The sequence below is a fragment of the Quadrisphaera sp. INWT6 genome (assembly GCF_015390235.1).
GTDB lineage: Bacteria > Actinomycetota > Actinomycetes > Actinomycetales > Quadrisphaeraceae > Quadrisphaera.
Genome location: NZ_VUOH01000001.1, coordinates 605,216 through 620,740 on the forward strand (window position 1 = coordinate 605,216; position 15,525 = coordinate 620,740).

General features: G+C 74.7%; 15 protein-coding genes. 8 read left to right on the forward strand and 7 right to left on the reverse strand.

Annotation, left to right across the window (positions count from 1 at the left end; translation table 11 throughout):
- The first annotated feature begins 84 nt into the window (after positions 1–84).
- Together F1641_RS02705 and F1641_RS02710 are read left to right on the forward strand one after the other, a co-directional pair.
- The gene (locus tag F1641_RS02705) at positions 85–342 is read left to right on the forward strand and encodes a helix-turn-helix domain-containing protein (RefSeq protein WP_309225331.1); all 258 of its coding nucleotides are present in this window, start codon (positions 85–87) and stop codon (positions 340–342) included.
- Entirely contained in the window at positions 339–851 is a 513-nt protein-coding gene (locus tag F1641_RS02710; RefSeq protein WP_194902904.1) for a hypothetical protein, read from the forward strand. Before F1641_RS02705 ends, F1641_RS02710 begins: the two co-directional genes overlap by 4 nt.
- Here F1641_RS02710 and F1641_RS02715 read toward each other — a convergent pair.
- From F1641_RS02715 to F1641_RS02730, 4 genes are all read right to left on the reverse strand, one after another.
- Positions 826–1,224: a pyridoxamine 5'-phosphate oxidase family protein gene (locus tag F1641_RS02715; protein WP_309225332.1), complete on the reverse strand. Its 399-nt coding sequence runs from the start codon at positions 1,222–1,224 to the stop codon at positions 826–828. The genes F1641_RS02710 and F1641_RS02715 overlap by 26 nt on opposite strands.
- An 84-nt stretch (positions 1,225–1,308) precedes the next feature.
- Entirely contained in the window at positions 1,309–2,739 is a 1,431-nt protein-coding gene (locus F1641_RS02720; protein WP_194902905.1) for an aspartate aminotransferase family protein, read from the reverse strand.
- Positions 2,736–3,212 (reverse strand): Lrp/AsnC family transcriptional regulator, encoded by a 477-nt coding sequence (locus F1641_RS02725; RefSeq protein ID WP_194902906.1) that lies wholly within the window; start codon positions 3,210–3,212, stop codon positions 2,736–2,738. The genes F1641_RS02720 and F1641_RS02725 overlap by 4 nt, the downstream gene beginning before the upstream one ends.
- A gap of 102 nt (positions 3,213–3,314) precedes the next feature.
- Positions 3,315–4,874 (reverse strand): APC family permease, encoded by a 1,560-nt coding sequence (locus F1641_RS02730; protein ID WP_194902907.1) that lies wholly within the window; start codon positions 4,872–4,874, stop codon positions 3,315–3,317.
- Between the two features lie 109 nt (positions 4,875–4,983).
- On the opposite strand from F1641_RS02730, the gene F1641_RS02735 reads away from it, so the two are divergent.
- Positions 4,984–6,255 (forward strand): saccharopine dehydrogenase family protein, encoded by a 1,272-nt coding sequence (locus F1641_RS02735; RefSeq protein ID WP_194902908.1) that lies wholly within the window; start codon positions 4,984–4,986, stop codon positions 6,253–6,255.
- A gap of 26 nt (positions 6,256–6,281) precedes the next feature.
- Entirely contained in the window at positions 6,282–7,010 is a 729-nt protein-coding gene (locus tag F1641_RS02740; protein WP_194902909.1) for an AAA family ATPase, read from the forward strand.
- Positions 7,011–7,082: 72 nt separating this feature from the next.
- Here the strand turns inward: F1641_RS02740 and F1641_RS02745 are convergent, their stop codons facing one another.
- On the reverse strand, positions 7,083–7,499 hold the full coding sequence (locus F1641_RS02745) for a hypothetical protein (protein ID WP_194902910.1): 417 nt from the start codon (positions 7,497–7,499) through the stop codon (positions 7,083–7,085).
- A gap of 93 nt (positions 7,500–7,592) precedes the next feature.
- Between F1641_RS02745 and F1641_RS02750 the strand changes: the two genes are divergently transcribed.
- The 3 genes from F1641_RS02750 (at position 7,593) to F1641_RS02760 (ending at position 10,829) form a co-directional block, all read left to right on the forward strand.
- The gene (locus F1641_RS02750; protein ID WP_309225333.1) at positions 7,593–8,108 is read left to right on the forward strand and encodes a GNAT family N-acetyltransferase; all 516 of its coding nucleotides are present in this window, start codon (positions 7,593–7,595) and stop codon (positions 8,106–8,108) included.
- 183 nt (positions 8,109–8,291) lie between these two features.
- Complete coding sequence (locus F1641_RS22810; RefSeq protein ID WP_206690407.1) at positions 8,292–9,656, forward strand: glycoside hydrolase family 6 protein; 1,365 nt, start codon at positions 8,292–8,294, stop codon at positions 9,654–9,656.
- 78 nt (positions 9,657–9,734) lie between these two features.
- On the forward strand, positions 9,735–10,829 hold the full coding sequence (locus tag F1641_RS02760) for a glycoside hydrolase family 6 protein (RefSeq protein ID WP_194902911.1): 1,095 nt from the start codon (positions 9,735–9,737) through the stop codon (positions 10,827–10,829).
- A 75-nt stretch (positions 10,830–10,904) separates the two neighbouring features.
- Here the strand turns inward: F1641_RS02760 and F1641_RS22815 are convergent, their stop codons facing one another.
- Positions 10,905–12,959 (reverse strand): galactose oxidase early set domain-containing protein, encoded by a 2,055-nt coding sequence (locus tag F1641_RS22815; RefSeq protein WP_206690408.1) that lies wholly within the window; start codon positions 12,957–12,959, stop codon positions 10,905–10,907.
- Positions 12,956–14,785: a glycosyltransferase family 2 protein gene (locus tag F1641_RS02770; RefSeq protein ID WP_194902912.1), complete on the reverse strand. Its 1,830-nt coding sequence runs from the start codon at positions 14,783–14,785 to the stop codon at positions 12,956–12,958. Before F1641_RS02770 ends, F1641_RS22815 begins: the two co-directional genes overlap by 4 nt.
- 348 nt (positions 14,786–15,133) lie before the next feature.
- Between F1641_RS02770 and F1641_RS02775 the strand changes: the two genes are divergently transcribed.
- Positions 15,134–15,523 carry a hypothetical protein gene (locus tag F1641_RS02775; RefSeq protein ID WP_194902913.1) on the forward strand — a complete coding sequence of 130 codons (390 nt, stop codon included), beginning with the start codon at positions 15,134–15,136 and terminating at the stop codon, positions 15,521–15,523.
- Positions 15,524–15,525 lie beyond the last annotated feature (2 nt).

The window sequence follows — 15,525 nt, forward strand, 5'->3', positions numbered from 1 at the left end:
CCGAGTGTGCCGCGTTGCACTGACGGCGCGGCAGGGGTGTCCGGTTCCCTTGACATCGTGTCGGGTCTACTGGACATTGGAGGCGTGGGGAGGACGTCGGCCAGGGGCCGCAGCAACGGGGTCCGCGCCGCGCGGACGGCGCTGGGCATCACCCAGGCCGACCTCGCCGCGGCGGCGGGCGTCACGAGGCAGACCGTCGTCGCCGTCGAGGCGGGCGACTACGCCCCGTCGGTCTACCTGGCCCTGGCGCTCGCGGCACGGCTCGGCCGCAGCGTCGAGGAGCTCTTCGGGCAGGACGAGGCAGCAGCCGCCGGTGCGGCGGCAGGAGGGGAGAGGCGATGAGCGAGCAGGTGCGTGACGGCTGGTTCCTGAGGACGGCGGCGCGCGTGGGTGACCTCGGCAGCCCGTTCTACGACGAGGAGCACCAGCGCGACGTCTGGAACGAGGCCAGCGCCATCGGGTTCCAGCTGCTGCTGTGGCTGCTCCCGGCCCTCGCGGTGGTGTCCGTGTGGGTGGGTGGTGCGCCCGCCGTGCCGTACGCGCTGGCGATGTTCCTGGTGCCGGGTCTGGCCTCGTGGGTGGTCCTCGGCTACGCGAAGGCCCACGGCGTCCTCGGCGCGGACGTCCGCGGCGTGAAGCCGCTGCGCGGCCGCGTGGTGGCGTGGCTGGTGCTGGGCGTCGCCTTCTGCGCCGGCGTGGTGCGCGCCCAGGGCTCGACCGACGGGTTCTCCGGAGGGATGGCCACCGGGTTCGTCGTCGGTGCGGCGCTGGCCGTCGTGGCGGTCGCGGTGGGCGTGCTGGTCGGCCGGCGCCGGGCGCGCCGGGCTAGCGCAGGTGCGAGGAGCTCATGACCCGGTCGACCGCGATCTCGACGACCACGCGCAGCGGGTCCTCCCGCGGCTCGCGCTCGTAGCGCACCGCGTAGCGGGCGACGGCGTCGGCGACCACCTCCGGCTCGTCGCGCACGCGCACCGGGCCCTCGAGGGTGAGCCACTGGGCCCGCTCGAAGGAGCACAGCACCGCTCGGCCGCCGGCGGTCTCGGCGAGCCGGGCGTTGCGGACCTTGCGCGAGGTGGAGCGGGCCGTGACGCGGGCGAGACCCGCCTCGGCGTCCCAGGTGAACCCCACCGGCACGACGTGCGCGGTGCCGTCGGGGCGGTGGGTGGTGAGGGTCGCCAGGCGGCGCTCGGTCACGAACGCCAGGGCGGCGGGGGTCAGCTGCACGCCGTCCAGGGTGGCGGACGTGACTCCGGCGCTGCTCGGGAGGCCCGTGATCACGGTGATCACGGGCCTCCCGAGCACCTGGTGTCAGAGGAGCTGCCAGGCCCGGGTGAGGACGTCGCGCAGGGTCGCCTCGATCATGTCGAAGTCCTCCGGCCCGGCGATCAGCGGCGGGGACAGCTGCACCACCGGGTCGCCCCGGTCGTCGGCGCGGCAGTACAGGCCCGCCTCGAACAGCGCCTTCGAGAGGAAGCCCCGCAGCAGGCGCTCCGCCTCGGGGCCGGTGAAGGTCTCCCGGGTGGCCTTGTCCTTGACCAGCTCGATCCCGTAGAAGAAGCCGGCGCCGCGCACGTCGCCCACGATCGGCAGGTCGCGCAGCCGGTCGAGCGTCGCGCGGAACACGGGGGCGTTGTCGCGCACGTGCTGGTTGAGGCCCTCGCGCTCGAAGACGTCGAGGTTGGCCATCGCCACCGCCGCGGAGACCGGGTGCCCGCCGAAGGTGTAGCCGTGGGCGAAGGAGGTCGACCCGTTCTTGAAGGGCTCGAAGAGCCGGTCCGAGGCGATGCACGCGCCGATGGGCGCGTACCCGCTGGTCATGCCCTTGGCGCAGGTGATCATGTCGGGCACGTAGCCGAGCTCGTCGCAGGCGAACATGGCGCCGATCCGGCCGAAGGCGCAGATCACCTCGTCGGAGACGAGCAGCACGTCGTGGCGGTCGCAGATCTCCCGCACGCGCTGGAAGTACCCCGGGGGCGGGGGGAAGCAGCCGCCGGAGTTCTGCACCGGCTCGAGGAACACCGCGGCCACCGTCTCGGGGCCCTCGAACAGGATCGCCTCCTCGATGCGGTCGGCGGCCCAGCGGCCGAAGGCCTCCGCGTCGTCGCGCAGGTGCTCGGGGGCCCGGTACTGGTTGGTGTTGGGCACGCGGAAGGTGCCCGGCACCAGCGGCTCGAAGACGGCCTTGGCCGCGGGGATGCCGGTGATGGCGAGTGCTCCCTGCGGGGTGCCGTGGTAGGCCACCGAGCGGCTGATGACCTTCGTCTTCAGCGGCCTGCCGGTGAGCTTGAAGTAGTTCTTGGCCAGCTTCCACGCCGTCTCGACGGCTTCGCCGCCGCCGGTGGTGAAGAACACCCGGTTCAGGTCACCCGGCGCGTACGAGGCCAGGCGCTCGGCCAGGTCGATCGCGGGCGGGGTGGTGTACGACCACAGCGGGAAGTACGCCAGCTCGCTCGCCTGCTTCGCGCCGGCCTCGGCCAGCTCGCGGCGGCCGTGGCCCACCTGCACGGTGAACAGCCCCGCCAGACCGTCGAAGTAGCGCTTGCCGGCGTCGTCGTAGATCCAGCAGCCCTCGCCGCGGGTGATGACGGGGACGCTCTGCTCCCACGCCGACTGGCGCGTGAAGTGCCCCCACAGGTGGTCGCGCGCGGCCTGGGCGCGCGGCGTGCCCGCGGGAGTGGTGCCGCCGGAGGAGGTCGGCGTGCCGGTGGCGGGGGTGCGGTCGAGCGGCGTGGTCGTCATCGGGTTCCCCAGTCGTAGCGCTGCTTGATGAGCTTCAGGTAGACGAGCGTCTCGGTGGAGGCGACGCCCGGGACGGCGCGGACGCGGCGCGAGATGAGGTCGAGCAGGTGGTCGTCGTCCTCGCAGACCACCTCCAGCAGCACGTCGAAGGTGCCTGCGGAGGCCACCACGTAGGTGACCTCGTCGAGCTCGGCCAGGGCCCGCGCCACCTCGGTGACGTCGCCCGCGCAGCGGACGCCGACCATCGCCTGGCGCGGGAAGCCCACCTGCATCGGGTCGGTGACCGCGACGACCTGCATGACGCCCGCCTCGACCAGGCGGGCCACCCGCTGCCGCACCGCGGCCTCGGACAGGCCGACGTCAGCCGCGATCGCCGCGTACGAGCGGCGGCCGTCGGCCTGCAGGTGCTCGATGATCCGCTTGGACGTCGCGTCCAGGGCGGGCGAGCTGCGCTCGCGGGGCGGTGCTGCCATGCCGGCCGAGCATGCCCCTGCCCGGCGCCCAGCACAAGGGCCCAGTGACGGATCCGGTCGTCATCAACCGGATCCGCCACTGGATCCGTCGTGGTCGACGCGTCAGAGGCCGGCCTTCGGCGGCGCGGTGTCGGGGACGAGCACCTCGGTGTCCGCGTTGAGCGTCTCGCCGCGGAAGAAGGCGCGCAGCCGGATGGCGCACAGGAGCATCAGCGGCACGCCGAGCGCGATCATCCCGACGCCGAGGACGAAGACGCCGCCCACGCCGCCGATGACGGTCTCGCCGTAGTCGGGCCGCGCCATGTCGACGACGCTGTAGCCGAAGATCACCAGCATGAACAGGCCACCGAGGAAGGGGAGGACGCCCTTCAGCCACAGGTCCGCCGCCGAGCGCCGCAGCACCGAGCGGAAGAACCACACGCACGCGAACGACGTGATGCCGTAGTAGAACGCCACCGCCAGGCCGAGGGAGGCGATCGAGTCGGCCAGGGCGTTGGTGCTGATGAGCGAAAGCAGCACGTAGAAGCCGGTGGCCGTCGCCCCCATGACGAGCGTGGAGAAGCCGGGGGTCTTGAAGCGCGGGTGCACCTGCCCGAAGCTCGGCGGCAGCGCGCCGTAGACCGCCATCGCCAGGGTGCCGCGGGCCGTCGGCAGGATCGTCGACTGCGTGGAGGCGGCCGCCGAGACGGCCACGGTGACCATGAGCAGGGCCGCCAGCACGGAGCCCCCGAGCGGGGCGCCGAGCACGGTCAGCACGTCGTCGGCGTTGTCGGGGTTGTTGAGGCCGATGCCCGTCGTCCCGAAGCCGCTGTAGGCCTGGATCGCCGTGGCGACCACGGTGAACGTGACCACGAGGATGACGGTGGCGATGGTCGCCGCGCGACCGGGGATGCGGTCGGGGTCCTTGCTCTCCTCGTTGACGGCCAGGCAGGCGTCCCAGCCCCAGTACAGGAAGATGCACAGCACGATGGCGGCGACGGCCTCGCGGAACCCGACCCCGGTGGGGACGAACCAGCTGGCCTGGGGGAGCACGGCCTGCGGCCCGGCCTGGCCGCTGTAGACGAGCACCAGCGCCCACACCGCGAGCACGACGAGGAAGATGAACTGCCAGGCCACGAGCACGTTCTGCATCCGCTCGGACAGCAGGATGCCGCGGTAGCTGACGTAGGTCATGACGGCGATGAAGACGACGGCGAAGACCATGCGGCCCCACTGGCTGTCGGCGAGGCCGTCGAGCCCCACCACCCGCAGCGTGTAGATGGCCGCGATCTCCGCGACGTTGGCGAGCACGATGATCGCCGAGACGGCGACGCCCCAGCCGCCCATCCAGCCCACGAACGGGCCGAAGGCCTTCGTGCCCCAGGTGAACGTGGTGCCGCAGTCGGGCACGGCCCGGTTGAGCTGCTGGTAGGCGATCGCGGTGAGCACCATGGGGATGAAGGCCACGATGAACATCGCCGGCGCCTTCTCCCCGACGCCGAGGTACCCGAGCGTCGCCGCGAGGCCGTAGGCCGGGGCCGTCGAGGCCAGGCCGATGACCGTGTTGCCCCACAGCCCCAGCGTGCCCTTCGCCAGGCCCTTGCCCTCGCCCCTGCCCCCGCCACCGCTCGGGCCCGCGGGGCTGCTGCCCGCCCCGGACCCGGCTCCGACCGCCTGCGCCACGCCGTCCTCCTCGCTGCCCGTGTCCTTCCACGAGCGGACGCCGCATCATGGCCCTGAACGGGCGACGGCGACAGGCCCCACCCGGCCCCGGCGGGGCTAGCCTCCGCAGATGAGGCTCCTGGTGGTCGGCTCGGGTGGCGTCGGTGACGCCCTGGCACGCATCCTCGCGCGGCGTTCGCGCTCCGCGGCCTTCTTCGACGCCGTCGTCGTCGCCGACTACGACGAGGCGCGCGCGCAGCGCACCGTCGCCGTGCTCCGCGAGCGCGAGGGCGCCGCTGTCGCCGCGCGATTCAGCGCGGCCCGGGTCGACGCCTCCGACGCCGCCTCGGTGGCGGCGCTGGCGAAGGAGGTGGGGGCGACGCACGTCATGAACGCCGTCGACCCCCGCTTCGTCATGCCCGTCTTCACGGGCGCGCTGGAGGCCGGCGCCGGCTACCTGGACATGGCGATGTCGCTGTCGCACCCCCACCCCGAGCGCCCCCACGAGCTGACCGGGGTGAAGCTCGGCGACGAGCAGTTCGCCATGGCCCGGCAGTGGGAGGACGCCGGGCAGCTGGCCCTGGTCGGCATCGGCGTCGAGCCCGGCCTCGCGGACGTCTTCGCCCGCTACGCCACCGAGGAGCTCTTCACCCACGTCACCGAGCTGGGCGTGCGCGACGGCGCGAACCTGCAGGTCGAGGGCTACGACTTCGCGCCGTCGTTCTCCATCTGGACCACCATCGAGGAGTGCCTCAACCCGCCGGTGGTCTGGGAGCGCGGCGCCTGGCACACCCTCGAGCCCTTCAGCGACCCCGAGGTCTTCGACTTCCCCGGCGGCATCGGCCCGGTCGAGTGCGTGCACGTCGAGCACGAGGAGGTGCTCCTCATGCCCCGCTGGCTCGAGGCCGAGAAGGTGACCTTCAAGTACGGCCTCGGGGCGGAGTTCATCGCCGTCCTCAAGGACCTGCACAAGCTCGGGCTCGACCGCACCGAGCCGGTCATGGTCAAGGGCGTTCCGGTCAGCCCGCGCGACCTGGTCGCCGCGGCCCTGCCGGACCCGGCCACGCTGGGCCCCCTCATGACGGGCTCCACGTGCGCGGGCCTGCTGGTCACGGGCACCGGCAGGGGGGAGGGCTTCGAGGGGCGCCCCCGCGAGGTCTACCTGCACCACGTGGTCGACAACGCCTGGTCGATGGAGGAGTACGGCGCCCAGTGCGTCGTCTGGCAGACCGCCGTCAACCCGGCGGTGGCCCTCGAGCTCCTCGCCGACGGGCGCTGGTCGGGCGCCGGCGTGCTCGGACCGGAGGCGCTCCCGCACCGGCCCTTCCTCGACCTGCTCGCGGCCGACGACGGGTACGCCAGCCCCTGGGGCCTGCAGGAGCGCACGCCCACGGCCTCCTGATCGCCTCCTGATCGCCCCTGACCGACGTGGACACCACGCGCTGGGGCCTGCCGGTCCGCAGGGTCGAGCGCAACCCCCGTGCCCAGGGGCTCGACCCGAGCGCCTGGCCCGCCACGGTGCCGGCCGTCGCGCAGCTGCTGCGCGACGGCCTGGACCTCGGGCCGGCGACGGTGCTCGTGGGGGAGAACGGCGCGGGCAAGTCGACCGTGCTGGAGGGGGTCGCCTGGGCCTACGGCCTGGACGCGCGCGGTGGGTCGGTCAACACCCGCGGCCTGGTGGACGACGACGAGCCCGACCCCGTCGGGCGCGCCCTGCGCGTGCTGCGCGGCCACGGCGCGGGGCGGTGGGGCTTCTTCCTGCGCGCGGAGACGATGCACCAGGTCTTCGACACCGTCGCCGGGAGCCGGGACGACCCCGAGGACTTCCACGCCATGAGCCACGGCGAGGCCTTCACCGCGCTCCTCGGCACCCAGCGCTACGACGGGCCGGGCCTCTACTGCTTCGACGAGCCCGAGAGCGCCCTGTCGTTCACGAGCCAGCTGGCGCTGCTGGCCCAGCTGAGCGACGTCGTCGCCACCGGGACGGCGCAGGTGCTCGTGGCGACGCACTCACCGGTGCTCGCGGCGCTGCCCGGGGCGAGGCTGCTGCTGGTCGACGGCGACGGGCTCACCGAGACCCGCTGGGAGGAGCTGCCCCTCGTGGGCCACTGGAGGGCCTTCCTGGACGACCCGCGCCGCTACCTGCGCCACCTCTGACGGCGCTGACCGCGCGAGAGGCCCCCGGACCAGCTGATCCGGGGGCCTCTCGCGCTCGCGGGGCACAGGACGTCAGGGGCGTCCGCCGGTGTTGCTGGCGCTCGCCGGGGTGGTCGGCAGGGTGGTGGTGCCGGTGCCGCCACCGGTGCGCGGGGTGGCGGGGGTGGCCGAGCCCGGCTGGGTGCCGCCGTTCGTCGCGGCGCCGCCCGAGGACGAGGCGTCCGAGCCGGAGCCGGGCAGCTTGTCCTTCGCGGTCTGCACCGCGCTCTGAACGGTCGGGTTGTTCGAGACGGCGTCCTTCGCGGAGGACGCGGCGCTCTTGGCCGTGTCGACGGCGGCGGTCTGGGCCTGGTCGACCTTCGACTTCACCTTCGGGTCGTTCCACAGCTTCGACACCTGGGCCACGATCTGGTCGTAGCGCTTGCGCCCGGCGCGCGCACCGAGCACGTAGCCGATCGCTGCACCGACGATGAGGGACTTCTTGCCCACGGGGGACCTCCGGGTCTGGTCGGGGAAGGCTTCGCGTCTTGACCTCTGGAGGACGTGTCTACCGCTGTCCGGGCGGCCTGGCACGCTGGCGCCGTGCTCCCGCCGTCCGCGCCGGTCCCTCCCCTCCCTCCCGCTCACCCCGGCGGGCACCGCCTCGTGCTCGTCGAGGCCGCGTACGACTCCGCGCTGGTCCAGACCCTGGTGGAGGAGGTGCAGGCCGAGTACGTGGTCCGCTACGGCGGGCCCGACGACACCCCGCTGAGCCCCGCGGAGTTCGCCCCGCCCGGGGGCGCCTTCCTCGTGGCGCTGGTCGACGGCGAGCCCGTGGGCACCGCCGGCCTGCGCGACCACGGCGGGGGAGACGTCGAGCTCAAGCGCATGTACGTGCGCACCGCCCACCGCCGCCGCGGGTACGCGCGCCTGCTGCTGGCCGCCGTCGAGGAGCGCGCCCGCGCGCTGGGCCACCGCCGCCTGGTGCTGGAGACCGGCCTGATGCAGCCCGAGGCGGTGGCGCTGTACCGGTCCGCGGGGTACGAGGACACGGCGCCCTACGGCTACTACGCCGACTCCGAGCACAGCCTGCACCTGGCGAAGGCCCTCCCCGCCTGAGCCCCCGGCCGACCTCGGCCGCTGCCGGCCGCTGCCGGCCGCTGCCCGGCCGCTGCCGGCCGCGACCGGGGTGGCCGGACGAACCGGACGAGTCCTCGCAAACGCCTGCGGAGCGCACGGGCCGCCGTCCAGCATGGGCCCGCCGCACCGGGGACCGTCCCGGCGCCCGGCCGAGGAGCTCCTGTGACCGACCGCACCCGCCGCGAGACCCCCGAGGGCCGGCGAGCGCCGCGCCGCGCCGCCCGCCGGGGGAGCACCAGCCGCCGGGCCCTGGTCGTCGCCGCCCTGGCCGCAGCAGCGGTGGTCCCCGCGGCCTGGGCCACCAGCGCGGTGGGTGGCGTCCCGGACGAGCAGGCCGCCCCGGCCTCCGCGGCTCCCGCCGCGAGGGCGCTCGTCGAGGCGGCCCCGGTCGGTGACCGCTCCGAGGTGCTCGCCCGCGCCCAGGAGGCGGCGGCCCTGGCCGTGGCCGCCCGGGCCGCCGCGGCGTCGGCCGGTGTCGAGGGCAGCGCCCCCAGCAGCGCCACGAGCAGCGCCCCCGGCAGCGCCACGAGCACCCCGCCGAGCGGCCTGAGCAGCACCCCGGCGACGAGCACGTCGAGCAGCGCCTCGGCCGGTGCGGCCGTGACGCCCACGACGACCCGCCCCTCCGCCTCGTCGGCCCCCGCGGCCGTCCAGGGTGGCAGGGGCCCCCTCGCCGGGGCCCGGTTCTGGGTCGACCCGGACAGCGACGCGCGCCGGGAGCTCGCCCGCGGTGGGGACCCCGCCCTGGCGAGGATCGCCGACGCGCCGAGCGCCCTCTGGCTCGGCGACTGGGTGCCGACCGACCAGGTCCGCGCACGCACCGCCGGCGTCGTCGACCGCGCCGCCGCCGCGGGGAGCGTGCCGGTGCTCGTGCTCTACGCCGTCCCCGGCCGCGACTGCGGCGGCTACTCCTCCGGCGGGCTGGGCAGCGCCTCCGCCTACGGGGCGTGGGTGCGCGCCGTCGCGGCGGGCATCGGCGACCGCCGCGCCGTGGTGGTGCTCGAGCCCGACGCCCTCGCGCAGGTCGACTGCCTCTCCGGCGGGGCCCGCACCGAGCGCTCAGCGATGCTGCGCGACGCGGTGGGCGTCCTGGCCGGGACCGCCGCGGTGACCTACCTCGACGCGGGCAACTCCGGCTGGGTCGACGCGGCGACCATGGCGCAGCGCCTGCGCGACGCCGGGGTCGACCGGGCCCGCGGGTTCGCGCTGAACACGTCCAACTTCAAGCGCACCGCTGACGAGGAGGCCTACGGCGAGCGCCTGTCCGCGGCCCTGGGCGGCAGCCACTACGTCGTCGACACCAGCCGCAACGGCAACGGCCCGGCCTCCGGCGCCGAGTCGTGGTGCAACCCGGCCGGCCGCGCCCTCGGCGTGCCGCCGACCACCACGACCAGCGGGGCGCACGCCGACGCGTACCTGTGGGTGAAGCGCGTCGGGGAGAGCGACGGGCAGTGCGGGCGGGGCGAGCCCGCCCCGGGCACCTGGTGGCCCGCCTACGCCGTCGGGCTGGCGCAGCGGGCGCGCTGACCGACCTGGGTCACCACCGCCCCCGGACGGCCCAGCGAGACCGGCCGGTGGTGCTCCGGCTGCCTACCATCGGTGTCGATGAGGGGCCACGAGCGCACGGGCGGCACGACGGCGGAGCACGCCGCGGGGCGGAGCGCTCGCCGCTCGCCGGTCCTGGCGGTGGCCGGCGCCTCGCTGGCGCTGGTGCTCGCGTCGTGCTCGTCGGGCCCGTCCGGCGGGGCGCCGTCCGCGAGCCCCGGCTCGGGCGGGACGGGGAGCCCCAGCGGAGCGGCCGCACCCGGTGCTGGCGGGCTCGGCGTGCCCCTGTACCTGGACCCGCAGGGCCCGGCCCCGGCCGAGCTGGAGCGAGCGCTCGCCACGGGTGACCCCGCCACCGCGCAGATCCGGCGGATCGCCGAGCAGCCGACCGCCACGTGGGTGGCCGACCACGACCCCGACGGCGCCTACACCACGGCGAAGGCGGTGGCCGACGGCGCGCGCGCCGCGGGCCAGACCGCCGTGCTGGTGGCCTACACGCTGCCCGACCGCGACTGCGGGCTGTACTCCGCCGGCGGCGCGCCCGACGACGGCTCCTACTTCGACGGCATCGGCGCGCTGGCCGCCGGGATCGGCGACGCCGACGCGGTCGTCGTCCTGGAGCCCGACGCGGTGGCCCACACCTTCGCGGGCTGCGCCGAGGAGACCGCCGCCCAGGGGCGGTACCGCCAGCTGGCGACGGCCGTCGACATCCTCACCGAGCGTCCGGGCACCAGGGTCTACGTCGACGCCGGCAACGCCACCTGGGTGCAGGACCTGCCCGGCCTGGCCGAGGCGCTGCGCAGCTCGGGCGTCGACGACGCCGCGGGCTTCGCGCTCAACACGTCGAACTTCGTCTCCACGGCCGAGAGCGTCGAGTACGGGCGGCGGTTGTCCGCCGAGCTCGGCGGCGCGCACTTCGTGGTGGACACCTCGCGCAACGGCGCCGTCGTCCCGGCCGGGACCCCCGGCGGGGTCGAGTGGTGCAACCCGCCGGAGGCGCGCATCGGCGAGCCGCCGACGACCACCACGGACGACCCGCTGCTCGACGCCCTGCTGTGGGTCAAGCAGCCCGGCGACTCCGACGGCGACTGCCGCCCGGGGGAGCCGGCCGCGGGGCAGTGGTACCACGACCTCGCGGTGCAGCTCGGCTCCTGAGGCGGGGCGGGGAGCCCGCGGACGCGATGAGGGGGGAGGCCCGGCCGGGCCTCCCCCCTCGTCGTCAGCGCCTGGTCAGTGACCCATCGCCGCGTGGTCCATGCCCGGCATGTCGGCCACCGGGTCGGCCACGGGAGCGGGCGTGCCGCTGGCCGAGCCGTCGTCCGCGCCGGTGCCGCCCTGGACGTGCACCCACCGCGCCACCGAGGGGATCCCGTCGGCGGTGGCGGTGAAGAGCATGTACCAGCCGTCCGGCACGAGCCCGCGCTCCGCGGGCACCGCGGCGCTCGCCCGGCCGTCGGCCCCGACCACGAGGTCGAGGGCGACGGTGCGCTGCTCGACGTCGGTGGCGTGGGTGACCGCGCTCGGGCGCATCAGGCGCGCCGAGGTGACCGCGGGCCCCGACGTCGTCAGGTCGAAGGAGGCGCCGCGCTCCACCTCGTCCGGTGCGCTGTCGACGACCGGCCGCTCACCCCGGAAGAGGTAGGACGGCGAGTAGATCTCCAGGCGCTGCTCGAACGGCGCGACGATGGTGTCGTCGGCGTCGGCGAACAGCGGGTTGGAGCCCATCACGACGACGCGGCCGTCCGGGAGCAGGATGCCCTCGGAGTGGTAGTCGCGGCCGATGGAGGGCGAGGCCACGGTCTGCATGGCGCCCGTGCTCGGGTGGTAGACGGAGGCCAGGAGGTTGTCCGACAGCCCCTTGCCGCGGTAGTCCTTCGAGCCGCCCGTGATGAGCACGGTGTCGTCCGGCAGGTTGACCACGTTCGGGTAGCGCGTCGGCGCCTGCAGGTCCGGCCCCGCGCGGAACGACGGGTCCTGCGCGGTGAGGTCGACCAGCGCGGTGCGGGCCGTCGACAGCTCCGACTCCCCGACGCCGCCGCCGCCGACCACCATGGCGGTCTGCATCTGCACCGGCGGGAGCATCACCGAGGCGCTGGTCTCCAGCTGGTCGGCGTCCTCCAGCCCGTGCACGGGGGTGAGGGTGTTGGTGGTGAGGTCCCAGATGCCGGGCTGGCGGCCCTTGTCGGCGGGGCCGTACCCGGCGTTGGAGCCCGAGTAGAACAGCCGGCCGTCGGCCATCGGGTACAGCCACGGGTAGGTCGGGAAGTACTGCGTCAGGTCGGGCCGCTCCGTCCACGTGGCGGTGGCCGGGTCGTAGACCTCGGTCTGCCCCTGCACGACCTCGCCGGTGCCGTCCAGCCCGGAGGAGGCCAGCAGCGTGCCGTCCTCGAGCGGGGTGATGGTCGGGTACCAGCGCTTGTGGGCCATGTCCCCGACGCGCTCGTAGCGCTCGGTCTCGGGGCTGAAGACGTAGGTGGTCTGCAGGCCCTGGAAGTCCTGCTTGTCCATCGTCATCTTCTCGGCCATGCCGTAGACGTCCTGGCCCAGCTGGCCGGTGAGGCCCTCGACGGCGAACTGGCCGCCGGTGTCGAGCACCGCGGCGGCGCCCTCCTCCACGGCCTGGACCCACACGACGGTCTCGCTCGCGGTCACGGTCACGCCGCCGCCGGCGAGCTCGGTCTTCACGGCCGGGCCGAGCACGGACTCGTTGGTGGTCTCGTACTCCTTGCCGTTCGGCCCGACCAGCCGGGTCCCCTTCGGGAAGGTGCGGACGGCGTCGTGCGGGTTCTCGTTCTTCAGCGTCACCGCACCCGAGGCGTGGGTGACCTGGTCCTCGAGCAGCTCGTAGCGCTGCGTGCCGCCGGCCACGACGAGGTCGCCGTTGGGGAGGAAGGCGTGCCCGGAGCAGAACAGGTCCGCGGGCGTCGGGACCTGCGTGTACTGGTCGGTGGCCGGGTCCCAGAGCACGGTCTTGAAGGTGCCGGCGTCGAACGACTCCTGGTCGTTGCCGGACCCGGCCACGACCAGCACCTTGCCCGTCTTCAGCAGCGCCGCGTGGATGGCGTTGACGCGGAACTCCTCCGGGAACTCGAAGGTGCTCCAGGAGCCGTTGGCGGCCTTGTACTCCTGGGTGCCGATCTCGACGTCGTGCTGGACCTGCTGGACGAACGCCGCCACGGGCGAGGCGGACAGGACCAGGGCGACGGCGAAGGCGCCACCGGACAGGGCGCCGCGCCGGCCGGGCCGTCGCAGTCGCTGGAGCGGGAGGGGGCTGGGGAGCTTCACGAGGCCTCCTGGGCGGCGGTGACGAGCTGCAGGTGCTGGGGGGCGGTGGTGCCGGCGGCGGGGCCGTCGGCGTCGGAGCCGGCGGACGCGGCGCGGCTGCGGCGGCGCGACTCGACGGCGCTGATGGCCAGCGGGGCCAGGCAGATCGCCATCGCGGCCACGGGCCAGACGCTGGAGGCCGGGGTCGCGTAGCCGTTGACGACGGCGCCGACGAGGGCCAGGGCGAAGAACGCCGCCCACGCGAGGTGGAAGCGGAAGGAGTGCAGCGACTCCCGCTGCTCCCCGAGGCCCTTGGGCGTGACGGCGAAGCGGGCCGGCAGCCGCAGGAGCGTCTTCAGGAGCGCGCCGGCGAAGATCGGCGCCGCCAGGACCGACATGAGCATGCCGCCGAGGCCGTAGGACTCGCGGTGCTCGAACGGGCTGACGTTGTAGCGGCGGTTCGACACGTACAGCCAGACCTGGAGGAGGGTCGCGTCGAGGTAGAACGCGGCCCACGCCTGCGGCGGCACGTCGAGCCCGGCGGTGCCGGTGAACGCGTAGAGGCCGGCGTTGAAGGCGGCGAGCAGCCAGGCCAGCGCCATGGACGGGTAGAACGTGGTGATCAGCGCGTAGTGGAGCAGCTGGCCGGGGCGCATCCGGTGCGCGCGGCGCCACCACAGGGAGCGCAGCACCTCGAAGGTGCCGCGGGACCAGCGGTCCTGCTGCTGGAAGTAGTCGCCCCAGCCGGTCGGGCCCTCTCCGACGGCGAGGACGTCCGGCGTGTACACCGAGCGCCAGCGCCGGCCGGTCGCCGGGTTCCGCGACGTGTGGATGACCAGGCCGGTGGCCATGTCCTCGGTGATGGAGTCGGCCAGGCCCCCGACCTGCTTCAGGGCGCTGATGCGGAAGGCGTTGCTGGTGCCCACGAGCATCGCGCCGCCGGAGGTGTTGGCGGCGGGCTGGATCGTCGAGTGGAAGGGGCGCTGCTGGCTCTCCGCGCCGAGCGTGACGAAGCCGTCCGCGACGTTGCCGTACACCTGCGGGCCGTCGACGAAGGCGACGTCCGGGTCGTGGAAGTACCCCAGGATGCGCTGGGCGTACACCGGTAGCGGGACGTGGTCGGTGTCCACCGACATGAAGTAGTCGTAGTCGTCGCCGTGGGCGTCGAGCCAGGCGTTGTAGTTGCCGTGCTTGGTCTTCGCGCGGAACGCCCCCCGGGGGGTGTTCCAGCGAGCGACCCCGCGCCGGGAGAAGTGGCGCACGCCGAGGTCGGCGCAGACGCGCCGGGCGTCGGCGTCGTCGCCCTCGTCGAGCAGCCAGACGTCGATGCCGAGGCCGCTGGGGTCCTCGATGCGACGGGCAGCTGCCAGCGTGCGCTCGAGCATGTCGAGCGGCTCCTTGCCCGGCACGAAGGAGGTGACGAAGGCGAGGCGGGTGCCGCGCTCGGCCTCGACGGGCACCGGGTAGGAGGCGGTGACGGAGGCCCGACCCAGCGACACCACGTTGACCAGGCGCAGGACCTCCATGACCGCGACGGTCCCGATCACCACGGCGTTCAGCACGACGGCGGTGGTGGTCAGCAGGAACTGCGGGTGGTGCGCGGGCTTGAGCAGCCACGTGAAGAAGGCGACCTCGATGGCGATGCACGCGACAGCCAGCGCCAGGGTCCGCCACAGGCGGCCGTGCTCGCGGGTGAGCATCCGGTGCTCGACGCGGTAGGGGCCCGTCGGCGCCGGCTGCAGCGGGCCGGCGAGGGTGCTGGAGCGCTCCAGCGGGGTCGGGTCGTCGTGGAGGGCGTCGTCCGTCGTCCCGTCGCGGGGGTCGGGGACGCCGGGGACGAGCCTCATCGGGCGTGCGGGAGTGCTGGAGGGCACCGTGCTCCTCGGGTCTGGATGCGGCCTGCGGGGAGTGGGCCCACGAGCTGGGGCCCTGACGGCGGTGGTCACAGGGCGTGAGGGCCCAGGGGCGAAGCACTCGCCGTCGTCACGGAACGTAAGCGCCTACCTGGGCGAACCGGACCTTTCGCGGGTCCCACCGGGTGGGTGAAGCTACGCAGAGTCACGAACGGTCGTGCTGGTGAGCGAAGGGGCGGGATCGTCGCGGGCCCGGGGTCAGCCCTGGGGATGACGCGCGGGCGCCGGCTGCCCGCCCCTCGGTGGTCGCGCTGCGCGCGCCGGGCCGCCCACGCTCGGGGGATGGACGACGCCGCCGCACCGCTCCGCCACGCCCCACCCGGGGCTCGTGACGGCGACCTGCTGCGCGTCGCGGTGCTCGACGAGCAGCTGCGGCCGCCGGGCTGGGCCGCCGCCGACCCGGCCTGGTCGCCCCTCGTGCTCGGGTGGGAGTCCGCGGGCGGTGACCGGGTCGGCCGCGCGCTGGTGCTGCGCCGGCACGTGCCGGGCAGCCGGCGGTTCCTCGCGCTGCTGCCCGAGCCCCCGCGCCTGGGCGGTCTGGAGCGCGAGCCGGCCCTGTGGCGCCCGCAGGCGGTGGCCCTGCTGCGCCGCCTCGGGGCCTTCGCGGTCCGCTTCGGGTTCCCAGCGCCCGCCCAGGCGCTCCCCAGGACGGGCGCATCGCCCCGAGGATGATC